This is a genomic window from Natrarchaeobius versutus, from assembly GCF_041205745.1.
Lineage (GTDB): Archaea > Halobacteriota > Halobacteria > Halobacteriales > Natrialbaceae > Natrarchaeobius > Natrarchaeobius versutus.
On sequence record NZ_JBGFCC010000002.1, the window covers coordinates 438,760 to 458,311 of the forward strand.

At 62.0% G+C, this 19,552-nt stretch carries 15 protein-coding genes and 1 pseudogene; 6 read left to right on the plus strand and 10 right to left on the minus strand.

The genetic code is table 11. The features are described from left to right. Window positions 1-110: 110 nt before the first annotated feature. Window positions 111-1,076, minus strand: coding sequence for a TIGR03885 family FMN-dependent LLM class oxidoreductase (locus AB7C87_RS07410; RefSeq protein ID WP_369728793.1), 966 nt, complete (start codon window positions 1,074-1,076; stop codon window positions 111-113). A 594-nt stretch (window positions 1,077-1,670) separates the two neighbouring features. Between AB7C87_RS07410 and AB7C87_RS07415 the strand changes: the two genes are divergently transcribed. After that, window positions 1,671-2,441, plus strand: a complete 771-nt coding sequence (locus AB7C87_RS07415; RefSeq protein ID WP_369728794.1) for a helix-turn-helix transcriptional regulator — start codon at window positions 1,671-1,673, stop codon at window positions 2,439-2,441. Window positions 2,442-2,448: 7 nt separating this feature from the next. On the opposite strand, the gene AB7C87_RS07420 is transcribed toward AB7C87_RS07415, so the two are convergent. The 4 genes from AB7C87_RS07420 to AB7C87_RS07435 form a co-directional block, all read right to left on the minus strand. Continuing rightward, window positions 2,449-3,168 carry a hypothetical protein gene (locus tag AB7C87_RS07420; RefSeq protein WP_369728795.1) on the minus strand — a complete coding sequence of 240 codons (720 nt, stop codon included), beginning with the start codon at window positions 3,166-3,168 and terminating at the stop codon, window positions 2,449-2,451. A gap of 29 nt (window positions 3,169-3,197) precedes the next feature. Next, the gene (locus AB7C87_RS07425) at window positions 3,198-4,946 is read right to left on the minus strand and encodes a cytochrome c oxidase subunit I (RefSeq protein ID WP_369728796.1); all 1,749 of its coding nucleotides are present in this window, start codon (window positions 4,944-4,946) and stop codon (window positions 3,198-3,200) included. Further along, window positions 4,943-5,488, minus strand: coding sequence for a cupredoxin domain-containing protein (locus AB7C87_RS07430; protein WP_369728797.1), 546 nt, complete (start codon window positions 5,486-5,488; stop codon window positions 4,943-4,945). Before AB7C87_RS07430 ends, AB7C87_RS07425 begins: the two co-directional genes overlap by 4 nt. 210 nt (window positions 5,489-5,698) lie before the next feature. Continuing rightward, window positions 5,699-6,142 (minus strand): DUF3054 domain-containing protein, encoded by a 444-nt coding sequence (locus AB7C87_RS07435; RefSeq protein ID WP_369728798.1) that lies wholly within the window; start codon window positions 6,140-6,142, stop codon window positions 5,699-5,701. A 166-nt stretch (window positions 6,143-6,308) separates the two neighbouring features. Between AB7C87_RS07435 and cyoE the strand changes: the two genes are divergently transcribed. Together cyoE and AB7C87_RS07445 are read left to right on the plus strand one after the other, a co-directional pair. Continuing rightward, window positions 6,309-7,718 carry a heme o synthase gene (cyoE, locus tag AB7C87_RS07440; protein WP_369728799.1) on the plus strand — a complete coding sequence of 470 codons (1,410 nt, stop codon included), beginning with the start codon at window positions 6,309-6,311 and terminating at the stop codon, window positions 7,716-7,718. A 620-nt stretch (window positions 7,719-8,338) separates the two neighbouring features. Next, window positions 8,339-9,730 (plus strand): ATP-binding protein, encoded by a 1,392-nt coding sequence (locus AB7C87_RS07445; RefSeq protein ID WP_369728800.1) that lies wholly within the window; start codon window positions 8,339-8,341, stop codon window positions 9,728-9,730. Window positions 9,731-9,793: 63 nt separating this feature from the next. Here AB7C87_RS07445 and AB7C87_RS07450 read toward each other — a convergent pair. Beyond that, window positions 9,794-11,044: pseudogene (locus AB7C87_RS07450) on the minus strand (ATP-binding protein); the annotation flags it as partial. 63 nt (window positions 11,045-11,107) lie between these two features. Here AB7C87_RS07450 and AB7C87_RS07455 point away from each other — a divergent pair. After that, window positions 11,108-13,567, plus strand: coding sequence for a heavy metal translocating P-type ATPase (locus tag AB7C87_RS07455; protein ID WP_369728801.1), 2,460 nt, complete (start codon window positions 11,108-11,110; stop codon window positions 13,565-13,567). Between the two features lie 124 nt (window positions 13,568-13,691). Next, entirely contained in the window at window positions 13,692-14,600 is a 909-nt protein-coding gene (locus tag AB7C87_RS07460) for a DUF6159 family protein (RefSeq protein ID WP_369728802.1), read from the plus strand. Between the two features lie 158 nt (window positions 14,601-14,758). Here the strand turns inward: AB7C87_RS07460 and AB7C87_RS07465 are convergent, their stop codons facing one another. Further along, window positions 14,759-14,986, minus strand: a complete 228-nt coding sequence (locus AB7C87_RS07465; protein ID WP_369728803.1) for a helix-turn-helix domain-containing protein — start codon at window positions 14,984-14,986, stop codon at window positions 14,759-14,761. A 15-nt stretch (window positions 14,987-15,001) separates the two neighbouring features. Then, window positions 15,002-15,325: a helix-turn-helix domain-containing protein gene (locus AB7C87_RS07470; RefSeq protein WP_369728804.1), complete on the minus strand. Its 324-nt coding sequence runs from the start codon at window positions 15,323-15,325 to the stop codon at window positions 15,002-15,004. 246 nt (window positions 15,326-15,571) lie between these two features. Between AB7C87_RS07470 and AB7C87_RS07475 the strand changes: the two genes are divergently transcribed. Then, window positions 15,572-17,188, plus strand: coding sequence for a sensor histidine kinase (locus AB7C87_RS07475; protein WP_369728805.1), 1,617 nt, complete (start codon window positions 15,572-15,574; stop codon window positions 17,186-17,188). A 199-nt stretch (window positions 17,189-17,387) separates the two neighbouring features. Here the strand turns inward: AB7C87_RS07475 and AB7C87_RS07480 are convergent, their stop codons facing one another. After that, window positions 17,388-18,764 (minus strand): heme-copper oxidase family protein, encoded by a 1,377-nt coding sequence (locus AB7C87_RS07480; protein ID WP_369728806.1) that lies wholly within the window; start codon window positions 18,762-18,764, stop codon window positions 17,388-17,390. 194 nt (window positions 18,765-18,958) lie between these two features. After that, window positions 18,959-19,546 (minus strand): DUF7998 family protein, encoded by a 588-nt coding sequence (locus AB7C87_RS07485; protein WP_369728807.1) that lies wholly within the window; start codon window positions 19,544-19,546, stop codon window positions 18,959-18,961. Between the last annotated feature and the right edge of the window lie 6 nt (window positions 19,547-19,552).

A 19,552-nucleotide genomic window follows, 5' to 3' on the forward strand; every position in this document is an offset into this window, starting at 1 on the left:
TTACAGTACTAGACAATAAGTTTGTATGTCGGCTGTTACGGATTGTCTGCTCTGAGACGAACAACGTCCTGTGGCAGACGAGAAGCAGGACGTCGATCGTTCCGGCTCTTTCAACTCTCACTGACCGCAGGGAGAACCGTTTCTCCGAACGCTTCGATGAACGCCGGTTGATTCGTGTTGACGTTGTGGACGAAGACCCTGTCGACGTCGAGTTCGAGGTCCGCCTCGAGCCAGTCGACGTGATCCTCGAGGGTCGCCGACACGCGGACGTGTTCTTCGACGTGCTCTTCGGACAGTTGTGCACCGAGTTCGTCGTAATCGTCGGGAGTCCGCAGCTCCTGGGTTACCGTTCCCGGCACGCACTGGGTGCGCCACTGGTCGTACGCCCCCTCGAGTGCGGCGTCGTCGCTCTCGTCGTAGGAGTGTTGTGCCTTGAGGTAGACCGGCTTCTCCGGGGCGTTCTCACGGAACGCCTCGACCCGGTTTGCGTCGGCCTCGTGGTCGGGCGTTGCGATGGTGATCATCCCGCCGGCCCAGTCGGCGAGCCACGCGGCGGTCTCCTCGGAGAGCGCCGCACCGATCACCGGCGGCGGCGTCTCGGGGCGCGAGTAAAGCGTCGCTTGCTCGACGTCGATGTGGCCGTGGTGGGTCACCTCTTCGCCATCCCAGAGCCGTCGCATTACGTCGACACACTCCTCGAGTCGCGCGTTCCGCTCCGATTTGACGGGCCAGTTGACGCCCGTGATGCCCTCGTTGAGGAGCTGGCCGCTTCCGACGCTGAGCCAGAATCGCTCGGGATACATCTCTCGAAGCGTTGCCGCGGCCTGTGCGACGATCGCCGGGTGATAACGGTAGCCGGGCGCGTTGACCGTCCCGAACGTCAGCTCGGTCGCCTCCATCGCCGATCCGAGCCACGACCAGACGAACCCCGACTCGCCCTGTTGTTCGCTCCAGGGGTGAAAGTGATCGGAGGCGAGTGCGTGTTCGAACCCGGAGTCGTCGGCGAGTTGAACCCACTCGAGGAGTTCACTCGGCGCGAACTGTTCGTGTGAGGCGTGGTAGCCGATCGCTGTCATCGCCGAACCAACTCCGTGTTCTCGGACCCAAAATTCGACCGCGGTTCGCTTCGAGCTCCGACCGCCGTCTCGAGTGTTCGTGAATTCGGTGGTGACACGGTGCAATACTCCGGAAATAATCACTTAGGTTCACAGCAAGCACATGCCTGATCGACCGCCCCTCGTTTGGGGCCAAGGTCGCTCGGTGGCCTCCGGCAACTGCCGAGCCAAATCAGCTCTCGAGAAGGTATAGTAGCCACTGAACGTCACTGCACACCCGATCGCCAGACAAGTCGGCGATCGGCGTGTGAATCGTTTCAGTTGTTACTATAATTCCGGGACGCTCCCGGATTTCCTGTGGAAGAACGACGCATCCTTTCGAATCCACCATGACTATGTTCCCACGTATGGTGGGACTGGACATATCCGTGCGGTCGGTACGCGTTCGGTGGCGTCCGACAGACGGACTGATACAGCCTGCCGTCCGTCAGTTCCGGTGGACTCGCACCCGTCTTGGGAGGTCACCGGTAGATCAGTTCCCCTTTCGGTACGGGAAACGTCGTCCGAAGTTGGTCCGTCCCGAATATTCAATAGCTGTTTGAACAATGCACGGGCATGAACCATCAGTCAACGACCGATCTCGCTTGTGAAGCGATCAACCGCAAGGAGCTTCTCGAGACCGTCGTCGCCCGGTCGCCGATCGCGACACGCGACCTCGCGGAGGAGATCGGAACGTCCGTCTCGACCGTCAATCGCATCGTTAGCTCCTTTTCGTCGGCTCATCTCGTCGATCGAACGGACGACGGTATCGTGGCGTCCGAGGCCGGCGAGGTCGTTCTCGAGGAGTTGTCGGCGTTTACGGAAACGATCGAACGGGCGCAGTCGCTCCAACCCGTGTTTGCGTCGCTTGCGGCCGCACCGGTCGAGTTCGACCGAAAGTGGTTTCTCGAGGCGACCGTGACGACGTCGTCGCCGAAGCGACCGTACGGTCCGTTGACCCGGTACAGCGAACTGTTCGCGGGCGCCGAACACAAACGACTGCTCGGCGACCAGTTCGTCGTTCCGGAGTACGGCGTCGACGCCGCGATGGAGGCGATGGAGACCGGCATCGCGTGTTCGTGTGTCTGGAGCGAGCGCGCACTCGAGCGGATGACCGATCAGTATCCCGACGTCGTGGACTGGTCGGCCGGCAGGGATGACCTCGAGGCGGCGATCTCGGAGACGGTCCCGTTCGATCTCGCGCTGTTCGACGATCATCTCCTCGTCTACGGCTTCGACGAGAACGGCGTCATGTCGGTCCTCGCGGATACCGACGATCCGGCGGCAGTCGAGTGGGGCCTGTCGGTGTTCGAGACGTGTTTCGACCAGGGGGAGAGACTGGAGTAGTCGTCGTTCACGCCCCCGGTGCGGTCTGGACGTACCGACGCATCGCGTCGCCATCTTCGTCACGAAGCTCGACGGTAAACTGGTGCTGACCGACGACTTCCTCGGCTTTGGTTCGCTCGAACTCGAGTGCAAACGGCGGTGTGCCGTCGGCGCGCTCGATCTCTCGGTCGCCGGAGACCACGACGACGTGGTCGACCCTGTCGTCGGTCTCGACGATGCAGGTGATCAGTTGACCGTCGGTCTCGCAGTCGACGTCGGCGCTAACGTCCGGACTTCCGTCGCCGCCGACGACCCCGGTTACGTCGAGCATCATGGGGCCGATCGTCACCGTCCCGAGGACGACGACGATGGCGAGAAACACGGAGAGATTCATCTTCGAGGCGTGTCTGGCGAACGCTCGCGTGACCGGGTGAGTCGCCGTCCGCCTGAGCCTGATCGCGAGCGGGACGACGACCATGTGCGTAAGCGGGCCCCAGAGGATGAGGACGAACCCGTAGGCCATCACGTACGTCAGCCACCCCCACCCCGACTGAAACGAGTAGAGGAGCGAACTCGACACCCACAGGAAAAAGCCGAGGAAGACGAGCGTTCCGCTCTTCAGCCACCGCCAGACCGGCGTGTTCGTGTAGTAGACGCTGAGCAGGTCTCGCCACAGGCGTCGTGGGATCCGCTCGAGTCGTGCAAGAACTGATCTGACGGTGTTCGACGTGTCGTCGTTCGAATCCATTGGGTAGTGAACCGGGGTGGAATTGGTGGTTAGAGGCCGATCGACCACAGCTGCGAGAGCAGATACCAGTTGAGCGCCCAGGTGACGACGAAGACCCCCATGAACACGAGCGTGAGGACGAACGTCCCTCGCATTTCGTAGGCGTGTACCGGATCGCTGGTGGCGCTATCGGGTTCTATGGTTCCGTCGGGGAGCAACCGATCGGCGGCGTCGCCGTCGCCGTTTCGATTCCCCAGAAGCAACGTTGCGAGCGCGATGACGACGAACAGCGCACCGGAGACGACCGCGAGCATCGCGGACACCCCGAAGACGTTGAACAGCGGGGCGGCCGATGCGAGGCTGAACTCGGTTCCGGGGATGTTCTCGACGACCTCGGAGACCCGACGTGGAACGCCGTACAGCAGGCCGACGTACATCATCATCAGCGCCGTAATGCCCATCGTCGACGCGAAGAGGTAGGGCCAGACGCTGGCGAGGCGCGGAAACGCGAGTTCCCGGTCGAACGACGTCTGGAGCAAGAACAGTATCAGTCCCATGAACGCAAACGTCGTGCCGAGGACGACGGTGCCGTGGAAGTGGCCGACGGTCGCGAACGTGTTCTGCCAGGTCATGTTGAGCTGGAGCTGTCCCATGACGACGCCGGTGATCCCGCCGATGAATCCGAACAGGATCACCGACAGCACGACCGACGAGAAGACGGGATTGTGCCACGGTGCGGAGGTGAGCCAGCCGAACAGCCCGCCACCTTTCCCGCGTTTTCGACGCCCGGCCTCGAGTCCGGCCGGGATCGCGAACGCGTGGATCATGCTCGCGAAGGCGGCGCCGTAGAACGCGTAGGAGGTGTTGAACAGCCGCCAGCCGAGTTCGACGACTGGCTCTGAGAGCAGGTGGTGGGCGGCGCCGAGGTTGATGAAGAACAGATAGAGGATAAATGCGGTGCGAGAGACCTTCTCCGAGACGACCTCGGCTCCGCCGACGACGTGTGTCAGGAAGTACCAGACGGTGATCATCGCGACGAGATTTATCTGCTGGGTGCCGTGGCCGACGATCCAGTAGACGTGGCGGTACACCGAGGCGTCGATCGACGAGATGAGTTCGACCCGCCAGAGGAGCGCGTAAGTGAAGACGGCCAGCCCGCCGAGGATCGCCTGGACGGCGATGATCGACGTGACGAAGGCGCCGAATGCGACCAGCGGGAGCGTGCCATCTGGTTTCTCGCGTTTTTCCTGCCACATCGCCAGGAAGAACGGGAGGGCGGCGACCGTCGTCCCGAGGAGGAACACGACCGCACCCGCGTAGAACAACGGTGCGGACGGAAGCGGGGCGTAGGAGGTGAGCAACGGCGCCTGATCCGGCGGCGTAGTCGTCCAGATCGCGTAGTTGACCAACACCGCACCGCCGACCATGGTTCCCCATCCGGCTTTCGCGACGGTCGTGATCGGGAGTTTACGCCCGAGAACCAGCGGCCCGCCGACGTAGAGGATCGCGATCTCCATGAACACCATCCAGAAGATCAGCAGGTTCCAGGCGTGCATGCTGAGGTGGATGTAGAAGTCGGCCGGCTCGAGCAAGCCGACGAGTTCCCACCGAGTCAGCGGAACGGTGATTGCGAACAGTCCGCCCACGAGCAACGCGACGACCGCCGTGAGTCCGAACAGTTTCGCGTGATTTTCCGTCGAACTGTGAATCTCGAGGCCCGTCACCGAACACGTCCGCCATCCCTCCTCGTCGTATTCGTGGTCGAACAGCCCCAAAACGTCGAGTCTCGAGGCGTTCATCCGCCGTCTACCACCGTGAACGTGCCGTGCATGGTTCGGTGCCCGTCGCCGCAAAACTCCGAACAGATGACGTGGTACTCGCCGGGTTCGTCGAACGCCATCGGCACGACCCACTCGTATCCGGGGAGGATGTCGAAGTTCATCTGCGCCGAGAGATTGTGCTCGGGTCTGATGTTCGTCGCGTGCTGGACGTCGTAGGAGCTAAAGTGAAACTGGTATCGCGTTCCGGACTCGAGGACCGCCGGCAGACCGTCCCACTGGAACCGCTGGCCGGCGACGTAGACGTGCTCGTCGGCCGGGACGTAGCCGTCGCCTGTCTCCTCGGCGGCCTCCTTGTACTCGTTGACCTTCTCGCGGAACTGCTCGGGAGAGACCTCGTAGGTCTCGCCAGTCGGATTCTGGTCGCCGGCGCGGACCCAGCCGCTCATCCAGCTAAACAGAAACAGCGACCAGGCGCCCGCGATACCGAGCCAGATCGTCTCGCGTCGGTTGACGGGTTCGCTCCACCAGTTGCCGTCCGGGGGATCGATCGGTGACGTCACGGAATCACCCCGAGGGAACCGCCGCGATATCGATCATGGCCCACCCGAGATAGACGACGAAAAAGAAGATCGTCGCCAGCACCGCGAGGAGCCAGATCCGGTTGTACACCCGCTGCATTAGCGGTATTTCGTCGGTACGCTCGTGTGTCATCTTCGTCGGAAGATGAACGCTCCGGACCCTGGGTATTGTCACGAATATATTCGTCCGAATCACGTGAGACGTGTAATCGACACCGCGACCAGTATTCGCCACGGGAGTACGAACCCGAGTCCGACGACCAGGTTGACGAGTACGAAATCCGCGGGTGCACCGCCGTGAAAGAACGGCGTCGACCGGATTCCGGCCCCGAGCACCGAGGCGACGACCCAGGCCAGCGAGGCGACTGCGAGCGTCCGTCGGACGGACCGAAGCGTTCTCGGGGCGTACGCGCCGACGATCGGCGCGACGATCAGCCACGCGAGGATGAACGGAAGCGCGGTTAGAACCGCGTACAGGGGGTGCGACGTCGGGGAGATCTGGTGCATCAACAGTCCGAGAACGACGAACCCGGAGACGATCACGACGTCTCCCGCGGCGACCAATGTGGCGGATACTGGCGGACGAAACGAGTCACGTGACGGCGCTTTCCCCGTCTGCAGTCGGCGTCGAAGCATACTCGTTGTAGGTTGATCGACCGTCTCCTCGGTTGCCCCGAACCGGTTCGCCCGCACCGAGTCGGCGACATGTTGGTGACATCGGACCGGCGAATGTGTTGGTGACATCGGACCGGCGAATATGTTCGCGGGAAAGCACGGGATGTTTCCGCCGAGAAATGCGACCATGAACCGACCGTCGTTTACGTCGCTTCTCCTCTGGTTGACCGTCGGTACCTACTTGCTCGTTGCACTCGGCGCGGCCGGTGCGGGAACGTCGCTTCCGGCGTCCGTGACGGTCACCCACCACGCCACCGCCGTCGTCGTTGGCGTCCTTCTCGTCGGTGTGGCCATCGTCGCCTGGACGCAACGAGTATCGACGCCGGTTCGATACGGCGTGACGCTCGCGCTCGTGTTGTATCCCGTTCAGGCGGCCGTCGGCTATCTCCTTGCTGGCTCCGGCACGGACTCGTTCGCCACTGGTCACCTGCTCGGCGGGGTCGCGATCTTCGTCGCACTCCTCCTCGCGCTGACGTGGCACCTCGACAGCGCCGAGTATCGGTCCACGGGTTCCTCCGAATCGGACACACCCACACCGCTCGAGACGGTGGCGGACCTCCCAGAACCGGCGACCGGACCGGCCGAACGGGCGGGTCCGACGTCCGAGGGGGTCGAGGCCTCGAGCGCCGAAACGTCAGTCGAGACTACCGAGAGCCGACTCCACGCGCTGGGACGAACGGCGCTCGCGTACGCCGAGTTGATGAAGCTTCGTCTCGCCTGGTTGCTGTGTCTGCTCGCGCTTGCAGGGATGGGACTCGCGACGGCGACCGGCACAGCCCTCGAGGGGCTGACGGTCGTGACGACGCTCACCGCCGGCATCCTCGCGATCGGCGCGAGCGGGACGTTCAACCACGTCTACGAACGAAATCGCGATCGGAAGATGTCGCGGACCGCCGACCGACCGGTCGTTACCGATCGGGTCTCGCCCCGCCGCGCGTTCGTTTTCGGGCTCGGCCTCGCCATCGTTTCGCTCGCGTTGATGGTCGCGCTGGTGAACGCACTCGCCGCGCTGTTGACGGCGGCCGCGATCGTCTACTACAGCCTCGTCTACACCGTGATGCTCAAGCCGAACACCACCTGGAACATCGCGATCGGCGGGGGGTCGGGGGCGTTGCCCGCACTCATCGGGTGGGCGGCCGTAACCGGTGGGATCGGCCTCCCCGCGATCGTGCTCGCGGCGATCGTCGTCCTCTGGACGCCCGCTCACTTCTACAACCTCGCGATCGCTCACGTCGAGGACTACGCGGCCGGCGGCTACCCGATGTTACCGGTCGTTCGAAGCGTGGATCTGACGCGGCGGCGAATCCTCTACTCCATGGGAGCGACGCTCCTGGCGACCGTGGTCCTGATCGGGATCACCGACCTCGGATCGATCGCCGCAGTCGTCTCGGCGCTCTTCGGCGGCGCGTTCGTCTGGACCGTCGCCCGCCAGTACCGTGAAGCCGACACACGCGCCGCGTACCGGTCGTTTCACGCCTCGAACGCGTACCTCGGCGCGTTGCTTGTCGTCGTCCTCCTCGAGTTTCTCGTTCTGTGAGACAGTTCGCTGGCAGTCGTTTGGCCGTCGGGTACGCCGATATACAGTGACTACAGTCCACGTCCCGTACGGACTGGTTTGTGCGAGCCTCGCGAAACGCAGTCGGTGACTCGAGTCCGACGGTGCTATAGTAACAACAGAAACGATGTACACACCGATCGCCGAGCTCACGGGTCACTGGGTTCCCCGTTCGCTTTCCCGCGGTTCTCGCTCGTGGTTCGAAAATCGAAGATGTTCGTCATCACGAACGACCGCTGGTCGTTCGAACGACTCCGTTCGCTCACGGGTCACTGCGTTCCCCGTTCGCCGTTCCGCGGTTCTCGTTCACTTCTTGGCTCACGGGTCGTTCCTCCCCGTTCGCTTTCCCGCGGTTTTCGTTCACTCCGTTCACTCCGAACCGCGCACACTCCGAACCGCGCTTTTCGTCTGACGATCAGGTGTACAAGACCTGCAGTGGCTACTATACAATTCGGAAGGCTCGTCGCCTCGAGTTGTCCACCGGTCCGATCGAGTTGAACCATGACGTCCGTCCACCGAGAGCAAATAACGTACTTTGAAGTACGATACTTCAGAGTACGATTATCGAAAGTACCTTATCTGAGGCCGAGGGACTAGAGGCCGTGACTGGGTTCGTCAATCGAACGGAAGAACTCTCGCGCCTTTTCGAACTCTACGATTCGGACGAGGCTGAGTTGGCAGTGATCTTCGGTCGGCGGCGTCTCGGGAAAACCGAACTCGTCAAACAGTCTCTCGACGGACGCGACGACGCGGTTCTGTATCAGGCAAAGCAGAAAACGAGCGCGTTACAGCTTCAGCAGTTCGTCGACGTCGCGTCGAACGCGTATCCCGAAATCGGACGGATTCGCGAGGACTGGGAGTCCATTCTCGGATATCTCGCCGAGCGGGATGCGATCGTCGTCCTCGACGAGTTTCCGTACCTGGTCGAACAGGACGACAGCCTCCCCTCCGTGTTGCAGGCGATGTTCGACCACGAACTCGACGACTCCAGTGTCACGTTCGTCCTCGTCGGCTCGTCGATCAGCATGATGGAAGAGGCCGCGTTGCTCGGAAACAGTCCGCTGTACGGCCGCTCGTCGTTGAAATTGGACATCAGGCAGCTCCCGTTCGGGGCGGCGATGGAGTTCGTTCCGGAGAGCGACACGGCCGAGGAGCAGGTGTTCACGTGGGGCGTCTTCGGCGGCGTTCCGTACTATCTCGAGGAGGTGGACCAGGAGCGGAGCCTCGGAAAGAACGTTCAGCGAACGATCCTCTCCCGGCACGGAACGTTGCACGACGAACCCGATTACGTGCTCCGGATGGAACTTACGGAACCGACGCGTTACTTTTCGATTCTGGAAGCGATTGCCGGCGGAAACACGAGTCGAAACGAGATCGCCGGAACGACGGGGATCGATTACAACCAACTGTCGAAGTACGTGAATCGTCTCTCCCGATTACGACTGGTCGACCAACACGTGCCGGTTACCGAACGAAAAGAACGGAGCAAGCGAAGCCGCTATCGCATCCGCGATCAGTTCTTCCGGTTCTGGTTCCGCTTCGTCTACGGAAGCGGCGACAGATACGAGGACTTTGGGGACGACGCGTTCGAGACGCTCATCGAACCCGAACTCGCCGACTTCGTCAGCCGCTCGTTCGAGGATCTCTGTTGTCGCACCCTTCGAACGCTGTACCCCGAATACACGATCACGGACGTCGGTCAGTGGTGGTACAGGGAACACGAAGTCGACGTGGTGGGGCTGACGAACGAGGACACCCTGATCGCCGGAGAGTGCAAATTCCAGCGGTCGCCGCTGGGCTACGACGCGTTCTCGAGGCTCCGAACCCACGTCGAGGAACTTCGATGGACGCCACCTGCGGGCGGAGAACGGGACCTCGAGTACGCGTTGTTCTCTCGAAGCGACTTCACACCGGCCGTCGAGGAAGCGGCGGAGAAGCGGGACGATCTCCGTCTATTCACCGTCGACGACGTCGTCACGGCGCTGAAATCGTGATGCGGATAGTAACGGATTTGAATCCGGAGACGTCCTCACTCCACCAGTGCGGAAACGTGTCGATCACTCCGTCGTGAAAATTCGATCGAGATCCTCGAGGTCGAACAGCGACCAATCGTCGGCGAGACCGTCGACGAATCCGCTCTTCGAAAAGAGGGCGAATCGTTCGGATCGATCCGGAGGGCCCCATCGGACGCTCTCTGCTTTCGATCGGAGGTTTTCGACCAGTCCGTAGCCTACCGGATCGCTGGTCCACTTGCATTCGGCGAGGAGAGCGCGGTCGTCCGCGGGCGCGAGGCCGACGATATCGATCTCCGCTTCGCCGTACCACCAACGGCCCACCTCCGAGTACGGCTCGAGGTCACCGCGTCTCACCAGTTCCCAGACGGCTTCTTCGCAAACATCTTCGAACGTGGTCGCAACGTGGGTCGGCAGATTCGGTTCGATGGAGGTGTCGTAGACGATCGCCGGGGCTTTTTCGATACTGGAGCGGTTCGGTTCGACGTAGCGAAACCAGAAGCGGAGGGATTCATCGACGACGCGATACCGGGAGCGTTTGGACTTCTGGCTGGCCGCCGTGACCGGGACGTCGCGGTCGAGCAGCCGAAGCCGACGAAGCGTCTGGAGATCCTTCGAGAGCGGACCCGAATCGATCCCGGTCGCCCCGGAAATCTCGTTCGGCGTCGCGTGCCCGAGCGCGACCGCCTCGAGGATGCTCAGATATCGCGCCGGATTGCGCAGTTCGATTCGAAGCAGGAACTCCGGTTCGTTGTAGAGTACCGCCGTCGGTGAGAGAACGTGAGATCGGATGTTTTCGGCGAGCGATCGGTCGTAATCGAACAGCGTCAGATACATTGGTGTCCCCCCGGTGACCGAGTACGACCGGATCGCGTCGACGGTGTCGTCGCTACTGACGTCTCGAGCCTGTCCGAACGAAAACGGCTGGAGATCGATCTGCCCGGTTTGGCGACCGTACAGCGGACTCTCGTGGCCGAGCACCTCGGATTCCATCGTACTCACGCTCGACCCGCAGAGGACGAGCATCGAGTCGGTGTCGCGGAGTCGGTCGTCGACGAACCCCTGGACGTAGGACGGAAGCGAATCGTTCTCGTCGACGACGACCCGATCCTCCGCCGTGAGCCGATCGCCGAGGTACTCGAACGCGTCGTCCCATCCGTCGATTCGCGGAACGCGATCGTCGAACGAATCGGCCACCTGCTCGAGGAATTTCTCGCGCTATCGGTGCTCCGCCTCCTGGGCGGCGAGGTAGTAGCGGTGTGGCCGGTCCGCGCAGAACTCCTTCAGGAGTTCTGTCAGTACCGACAGTCGAATACGTTCGGGGGAGCCTACAGGCGGCGAGAAAACGTATTACGAGCAATGAGCGATTGCTCGCTGTGTGAGTTACCCACGCCGGACCCGCCGGTGACGGCTTCCGCCGTCGACGGCGAGTTCTGCTGTCGCGGCTGTCTGGAGGTCGCGGACGTCCTCGAGGCGGCCGACCTCGAAGAATCGGCGATACGCGAGCGCGCTCGTGAGGACAGGGACGATGGGACCCACACCGACGCGGGCGGCCCCACCGATACCGACTCCGAGCGGCCGGTTCCCGACGGATTTCGGGAGACGTTCCTTTCCGTCTCCGGGATGCACTGTACGACGTGCGAGGCGTTCGTCTCGCTCTCCGGCGAGCGCCACGACGGGATCGATCGGGTCGACGTCAACTACGCGACCGAACTCGCCAGAGTCGTCTACGATCCGGAGACGCTCGCGGAGGACGATCTCCTCGATACGTTGAGCGTCCACGGCTACCGTGCGAGCCTCGAGACGAACCCGGATACCACGCGGGCCGACGACGACGTTATCCAGCGTCTTCTCGTCGGGGGGTTCTGTGCGATGCTGGTCATGCCGTGGTACGTGTTTTACCTGTATCCGAGCTACGTCGGCATCGAGACGGGCATTCTCTCTGTCGACTCGAGTCCGGCAGGCTACTACGTTCCGATGGGGATGATGGGGCTGTTGACGACGGTCGTCATCGGCTACACCGGTCGTCCGGTGTTACGAAGTGCGTACGCCAGTCTGCGAACCCGCCGGCCGAACATGGATCTGCTGATCTCGGTGGCGGCGCTCTCGGCGTACGCGTACAGCACCGTCGGGCTCGCTTTGGGCCAGACCCACCTCTACTACGACGTCTCGATCGCGGTGATCCTCGTCGTGACGCTCGGTGGATACTACGAGGGGAAGATCAAACGTCGGTCGACGGAGCGACTCGCGGCGATCACGACGACGACGGTTCGAGACGCGACCAGACGAACGGCGGACGGAACGGAGATCGTTCCGGTGTCGGAGCTCTGTGCCGGCGACGAGGTATTGGTCCGTGCAGGTGATCGGATACCGGTCGATGGAACGGTCGTCGACGGGACAGCGCCGGTCGACGAATCGCTTCTGACGGGCGAATCGCTCCCGGTGACGAAACGACCCGGCGACTCGGTCGCCGGCGGGACGATCGCTCACGAACCACTGGTCGTCGACGTCGGTGCCGATGTTACGAGTACGTTGGATCGTATCGGAGAACTACTGTGGTCGATCCAGACGACGAAACCGAGCGCCCAGCGGTTCGTCGATCGCCTCTCGACGGTGTTCGTCCCCCTCGTCTTCGTCGTCGCAATCGGCGCTGGAACCGTCCAACTTCTGGTCGGCGAACCCCCCTCGAGTGCACTGCTCACCGGGTTGACGGTGCTCGTCGTGTCCTGTCCCTGCGCGATGGGGCTTGCGACGCCGCTCGCCGTCGCCGGTGGCCTCCGAGACGCCTTAGAACGTGGGATGGTCGTGACCAATCACTCCGTCTTCGAGACCGCACCCGACGTGGATACGATCGTGTTCGACAAAACCGGAACGCTCACCGCCGGTGAGATGACCGTCCGAGATGTTCTCGGCGACCGCAATGCACTCACGCTCGCGGGAGCGATCGAACGTCGCGATCGTCACCCGGTTGCGGATGCGATCGTCGATGCCGTCGACGACGCCCGCATCGGACCGTCGTCAGTCGAGCAGTTCGAACGCCATCCCGGACGAGGGGTCGAGGGCATCGTCGATGGCCGACGAGTCGTCGCCGGGTCGGTCGCCTTGCTCGAGGATCGACTCGGTCGCTTCCCCGACGAACTCTCCGAGGCCGCAGTCGGCGTTCGTGCCGACGGGTACCTCCCGATCGCAGTCGGCGTCGAACCGTCCCTGGAAACCGACGGGGGTGTGGTCGATCCTGGGAGGGACCCGACCGCCGGACCTGCCGATTTCGGTGCCCCGTCGTTCGCGCTTGCGGTCGTCGGCGATCGCGAACGAGACGCCTGGCGGGACGCGATCGAGTCGGTCGACGGCCGCAAACTGATCGTTCTCACGGGTGACGACGAGTCCGCTACCCGGCGGTTCCAGGCACACGATTCCGTCGATCGGGTCTTCGCTGGCGTCCCACCGGACGGAAAAGTCGAGACGATCCGTCGGTTGGCCAGCGATCGAACCGTCGCTATGGTCGGGGACGGAACGAACGACGCGCCGGCGCTGGCGGAAGCGGACCTGGGGATTGCGATGGGGGGTGGTACCGACAGCGCGGCGGAGGCCGCGGACGTCGTCGTCCTCGAGGACGATCTGTTGGCGGTCGAAACGACGTTCGCCCTCGCGTCCGGAAGTCGCCGACGGCTCCGTGAAAACGTTGGATGGGCGCTTCTCTACAACGCGATTGCAATTCCACTCGCGGCCACGGGAGCGATCAACCCCCTCTTTGCGGCACTCGCGATGGCCACGAGCAGTATCCTCGTCGTGACGAACTCGAGACGACCGGTCTGTTGATCGACTGCTGTGCGAGGTTGATGCGTCTCACACGTAGATTACGGAGCGAGATGGGTATAAAAGAATTCCAGATAATGGCATGAAAACAACAGCACTTAAGAAAGTGCGCTTCTCACGGTTGTTCATGTCACCAGGACTAGGCTCTAGTCGGATGGGGTTTTTCGATCGCCTCAAAACCGGCTGGACGCTCACGAAAGATAGTATTGGCGTCATCCGAAACCATCCACAGTTGTTGTTGTTCCCCCTCCTCGCGGGAATGACGAGCATCGCGTTCTTCGTGCTCTTTTTCTTCCCACTTCTGATCGCAAATCTCGTCGGGACCGGCCTCGAGTACGCCATCCTGTTCGTCCTGTACTTCATCACGACGTTCTTCAGTACGTACTTCTCGGCCGCGCTCGTCTACGGGGCGAACGAGGCGTTCCACGGACGCGAACCCGGTGTCGTTGACTGCCTGAAAGCCGTCAGCGATCGCATCGGTCCGATCGTCGTCTGGTCGCTCATTTCGGCGACCGTAAGCGTCATCCTAAAATCCCTCGAGGAATCCGACAACCCGGTCGCATCGATTCTCGCCTCGCTGTTTGCTATCGGCTGGTCGATCATGACCTTCTTCATCGTCCCGGTGATCGTCTTCGAAGACGTCTCGGTGACGTCGATGTTCAAGCGCAGTGGCGTGACGTTCAAAGACACCTGGGGAGAGACCCTCGGTGCCGGATTCGGTATCACCCTGATTGTGACGGTACTCGGCATCGTCCTCGCTGGCCTCGCACTCGTCGTTTCGATTCCGGTTGCGGCCGTGTTCCCCGGACCCGGAATCTTGCTCGCGGTGCTCCTGGTCGGCGGCGCGATCGTCTTTACGTACCTGCTCAGCCAGACGATCTGGGGAATCGCCAAGACCGCACTCTACGTGTACGCCGCCGAGGGCGTCACCCCGGAAGAGTTCGACAACTTCGACTTCGAGACGCTCGGCGGTCGAGCGGAACGGCCTGCCCAGACCGGATCGGCGCGCAAGTCGGAGCCGTGGGCTGACGACTGAGACGGTTTCCTGTCAGTCAGTTCCGACGCAACCGCGACCCGGGCGGCGGTTGCAACGGTGGACTCGCTGCACTCCTCCACCGAGACTCGTTTCCCACGGTTCGACTCACCGCCGGGACATCGGTACAGGAATCCGTATGAGACGGTTTCGGGACGACCTCACTCGGCGCAGGCGGTGACGAAACCGCTCCCGGAATCCGGGCGAATCCGGTTACAGGTGTCCTCACGCGGTTTCTCGATGCGTTGTTCAAACCGCTCGATCGCCTCGGACGGGAGGCTGAATCCGATTCGGTAGGCCGTTTCCCCGTCGATTTCGTAGCCGACGACGCGATCGAAAAACGCCACGACGACACACTGTCGCCACGCGAGCGATTCGGCGCCCCTCATACGGACTACTGTCAGTCATTGACGGTGCAACCGCAGGACGACTCGCGGTTGCACCGGTAAATCGTCACAGCAGACCGTATCACGCCTCGAGTCGTCGTCTCGACGCCGTCTGTACTTCTCGTGGTCGACGAGGCCGGCCGTCGACAGTTCCGTCACCATCTCGGTGGTGCTTCCCGGAGTGATCTCGAGTTCGGTGGCGAGCTCCCCGGTTCGGATACAGGCGGTGTTCTGACTCGAGAGCCAGTAAATCGCGAGCAGGTACCTGCCTTCGCTGTCGTTGAGCGACTCGGGAAGGGGAGCGTTTTCGCCGATATTCGTCGACGAATGTGTGGTAGCCATCGTTCGATACAACGTGGTACGAGAGGCCGTGAGTCTCGTTTCCCGAACACCTTCGTTGGATTCGTCGGTCGACTACTTTGGAACGGTGACGTGGGATTCGGCATCTGATACGATCGTCACAGAAGCAGACGGACCGCCGTTCTGGATACCAATACTCGACCGTTGATCGGTCGACGACACCTCGCCGCGTTGGGTCGTGAGACAAAATCGTTAACCGATACAGGTGAGTATCTTCGAGAAGGCTCGATGACGAACCAGTTGCTGTTCTTTCACGTGGTCGTTTTTGCGGTTTCCGCGCTGGTTTGTCTCGCCAGTATTCCACGGGCGAGAACGATACAACACCAGGGAACTCGAGAGGGATTCGTCGTCTTTCTGCTCGCGGTGGGACTCTGGTCGCTTGGCTACGTTGGCTATCTGATTGCGCCGTCGGTGTTCCTGAAAGAGGCGTTGTATCTCGTCGGATTCAGTGCCGCATTCGTCGCCGTCGGTGCCTTTCTGTACCTGGCAGCCGCGTACACTGGCCGCCCGCCCCGCCAGATGCCTTACCGGAGAACTATCGTTGGAGTATTTCTCGTAGTGATCGTGACGAAATTCACAAATCCGTGGCACCAACTGTACCTGACGACGGAATGGGCCGCTGATCCGTTTCCACACCTTGCCGTCGAGTACAACCTCCTCTACTGGGTGCTTTTGGGGCTGTCGTACGCAGTGGTCGCCGTCGGCTTTTTCATGATTCTCGAGCGATTCTACCATACTGGCACGGATACCCGCCCGCTTCTCTTCCTCCTCGTGTTGACCGGGATTCCAGCAGTCGGGACGATCGTTGCAGGCGAAATTCCACAGCTACTGCCGTTCATGTACGAACCGCCGGGGGTAGCGATCTTCGCTGTCGGCACGCTGTTCGTGTATCTCGACCGCTTCGAGAGCGTACAGTTTACGAGTCAGACTGATTCGCCGCTTATTTTTCTCGGGGGGGATCAGCGTATCCTGTCTTACAATCGGGCCGCAGTAGACGAGTTTCCCACGTTACAGGGGTCGTTCGGAAAGTCGATCCAAACCGTCGACCCGGAACTCACGACTGCACTGTCCGATCCGGCGACGTTGGTGACCAGCAAAACCACCGATGGAGATCGATCCCGAATTTACCAACCGTTCAGTCGTCCGGTGACGGAAGGGGAAGGTGGTGCAGGCCAGGTGATCACGCTCACGGACGTCACCGAACGCGAACGGTACCGCCGGGAGTTAGAGGAGACGAACCAACAGCTAGAGCAGTTCGCCGGCGTCGTCTCCCACGACCTGCGGAACCCGCTCAACGTCGCCCAGGGACACCTCGAGATAGCACAGGAAACCGACGACAGTCCCCAGCTCCAACATATTTCTGAAGCGCTGACGCGGATCGAGACGTTGATCGAGGATCTCCTCACGCTCGCCCGTGAGGGCGAACAGCTGGGGGACGTCGAACGTGTCGACCTGGCTGAGGTTACGAGGGCGTGCTGGCAGTCGGTCGAGACTGCGCACGCGACCATCGTGGTAGACACCGATTGGTCGGTCGAGGCGGACCGCTCTCGTCTCCAGCAGTTGCTCGAGAACCTCTTCCGGAACGCCGTGGAGCACGGCGGAACGGAGGTTACCATCACCGTCGGTGAACTCGACGATGGGTTCTACGTCGAAGACGATGGCCCCGGCATCCCAGAAGAGCGTCGTCAGAACGCGTTCGAAATCGGGCACTCAACTGCAGTGGATGGGAACGGCCTCGGGTTGGGAATCGTCGAGCAAGTAGTCGACGCCCACGGGTGGGAACTCGCGATTACCGAATCCGCCGAGGGTGGTGCACGGTTCGAAGTTCACACTGAACGTCAGTGAGTGTCGTGTGGTTCGGATACGCCACTTGCGTGGCCTCCTGTCCGTCAGTTTTGGTGGGCTCGCGACCAGCGATGCAGTCCATCGGGATATCGGTGCGCCAGTCCGTACAATCCGCCACAGCCCGTCACCATCTCAGACTGCCCGTCACCAGCCTCCACAGTCCGTTTCAACCCTACACAGCTCGTCTCATCCCCTCGAGTCAGGGCTGTGAGTGAGACGATTCGGGCCTGGTTTGGGATTTTTCGCCGTCCTTCCTCACGGCGAATCGGTCGAAGAGAATCCCAAGGAGGGGTTGTGGACTGTGGCGTCGAACGACGAGCACCATGTTCGCGACGAAAATCGCGGCCCCGACGATCACGGCACCACCGCCGACGAGCGAAATCGTCGCGGGGAGAGAAACGACGTCCGTCAGGACGACGATACCGACTCCGGCGGTGAGCAACGCGAAGTCAGCCGCCGCCAGCGTGTCGTCGTAGAGATCGTCGATCATCGGGACGTCCTCGAGGCCGAGGCGGTCGCTGTACCGGTGAACCCAGATGATAAACGGGATGATGTGATAGAGCGTTCCAAGAACGACGAACCCGATGAGGCCAAACGCCAGCAGGTGGACCGATCCGGGGGCGCCAAAGAGCGTCGCCGGATCGAGCGGATCCCGAACCCAGTAGACCGCAGTCCAGAGCGGCCAGATCAGCATCGCCACCGCGACGACGACGTACCGGCTCAACATCGGGGTCCACGGGACCTGCGCTTCGTACAGTCGTCGAGCGAGGAGAACGCCGAACCCGAGAACGCTCACGAGGATCAAAACCCCGCCGACGCGGGCGACCAGCCCGATCTCGAACAGCCGGCCGCCGGCCAACGCGATCACGCCGATCGGAAATCCGATCTCCTCGAGGCGCTGGATTGCGTGGTCGATACCGTGGAGAGCCGATTGCGTAAACATCGTTGCTAGCTGATACAACGCCCCGAAGACCGTCGTCAGGACGGCCCCGAAGACCGCGAGCGTCGCGTGGGCCAGCCGAACACTCCCGTGTGAGACCGGCCAATCACGAAAGATCGGGGAGCGAAACCCGATCGCCAGCGTCACACCCAGCGTCGTCAACAGTACGAAAAACGCGAGTGCGATCGCGAAGTGGCGCTCCGTAATATCCCACGGCCGGGCGGAGGCGAGCGTTCGACCGACGTTGTAGACGAAGACCCAGAACCCGAGCAACATCACCACCCCTCCGACGGGGAGCCACCGGTACGTCCCCATCACCAGCGCGGCGGCGAACGCCGCCAGTCCGACGGTGACGATCCACAGCTGTGTTTTCGCGAGGCGTCTCGAGTGTAACTCGACGGCGGACCACACCGGAACGAACTGTGTCATCGCGCCCATGATCGTCACGCACACCCAGCCGGCGAGCAACAGGTGGACGTGTGCGAGCGAGAGGGTGGCGGAAAATACGCCGATCGTATGCAGCGGTCCGACTACTGCACCGACGAGGAGGAATCCGAGGCCGACGAGGAAGTGTCGAAGCGGCACTGTCAGCGGCGGACTCTGGTCGGCATCGATATCCCCAGGTATCGCGCCCATATCGGTGTTCTTGGGACCGAGTCTACGTCCCGATAGCTCCGAACATCTTCACCCGGGATCGGACCGATACCGGGTCGAACTGGTTCGGACAGATAGGTCCGGACAGATCGGTTCGTACGGTCTGCTGTCCGTCAGTTTCGGTGTGACCGTGACCCGCCCGCGGTCCCAGCGCCACATCGGTACAGCAGTTCGTCTCAAAACGGGGTATCCAGATTCCCGCGGTTCGGCCCCTCGTTTTGCATCGCTCGATCCACGGGGTTCGATCCGACGTCTCCGTCGGGTTCGTGCTGTACGGAGCCAGTCTCGAGGTACACATCCTCGAGTTTCTCGAGTTGGTCGTCGATCGATTCGCTCTGGTGGTGCATCGGCGCGGTCCGAACGCGAACGAGGTCGTAGTCGTGGTTCTCGGCGAGGTCGTTCCACGCGCGAAACGAGCCGATGGTGAGGGTGTGTGCCTGGGGACAAAACGGCGTCGTCGGCGTGAACTCAGCCCGCAGGACGGACGGATCGTCCGTCTCTTCTGCGTATCGGTATCCCGCACCCGGATGACGCGTATCGAGGTTGAGCCGCGCTAAATTGTATTTGAACGTCATGTCGTAGACGTGGCGCTTCTCGAAGATGTCGCGGGTACGTGTGTGGAACTCGGCGTGCTCGCCGCCCGTGAGCACGCGATGTGCGTCGAGAAACGGTCCAGCTTCCGGGAGGTGTTCCGGGACGAACTGGTCGTACTCGTCGAACAGTTCGCCGTCGTCGCCCCCGAACGGCGATGAAAACGATACCATGCGTCG

Bases quoted from the DNA above. Each gene is read 5' to 3' on its own strand.
- AB7C87_RS07410 (WP_369728793.1), bottom strand. From the start codon at position 1,076: ATGACAGCGATCGGCTACCACGCCTCACACGAACAGTTCGCGCCGAGT.
- AB7C87_RS07415 (WP_369728794.1), top strand. From the start codon at position 1,671: ATGAACCATCAGTCAACGACCGATCTCGCTTGTGAAGCGATCAACCGC.
- AB7C87_RS07420 (WP_369728795.1), bottom strand. From the start codon at position 3,168: ATGGATTCGAACGACGACACGTCGAACACCGTCAGATCAGTTCTTGCA.
- AB7C87_RS07425 (WP_369728796.1), bottom strand. From the start codon at position 4,946: ATGAACGCCTCGAGACTCGACGTTTTGGGGCTGTTCGACCACGAATAC.
- AB7C87_RS07435 (WP_369728798.1), bottom strand. From the start codon at position 6,142: ATGCTTCGACGCCGACTGCAGACGGGGAAAGCGCCGTCACGTGACTCG.
- cyoE (WP_369728799.1), top strand. From the start codon at position 6,309: ATGAACCGACCGTCGTTTACGTCGCTTCTCCTCTGGTTGACCGTCGGT.
- AB7C87_RS07455 (WP_369728801.1), top strand. From the start codon at position 11,108: ATGAGCGATTGCTCGCTGTGTGAGTTACCCACGCCGGACCCGCCGGTG.
- AB7C87_RS07460 (WP_369728802.1), top strand. From the start codon at position 13,692: ATGTCACCAGGACTAGGCTCTAGTCGGATGGGGTTTTTCGATCGCCTC.
- AB7C87_RS07465 (WP_369728803.1), bottom strand. From the start codon at position 14,986: ATGAGGGGCGCCGAATCGCTCGCGTGGCGACAGTGTGTCGTCGTGGCG.
- AB7C87_RS07470 (WP_369728804.1), bottom strand. From the start codon at position 15,325: ATGGCTACCACACATTCGTCGACGAATATCGGCGAAAACGCTCCCCTT.
- AB7C87_RS07475 (WP_369728805.1), top strand. From the start codon at position 15,572: ATGACGAACCAGTTGCTGTTCTTTCACGTGGTCGTTTTTGCGGTTTCC.
- AB7C87_RS07480 (WP_369728806.1), bottom strand. From the start codon at position 18,764: ATGGGCGCGATACCTGGGGATATCGATGCCGACCAGAGTCCGCCGCTG.
- AB7C87_RS07485 (WP_369728807.1), bottom strand. From the start codon at position 19,546: ATGGTATCGTTTTCATCGCCGTTCGGGGGCGACGACGGCGAACTGTTC.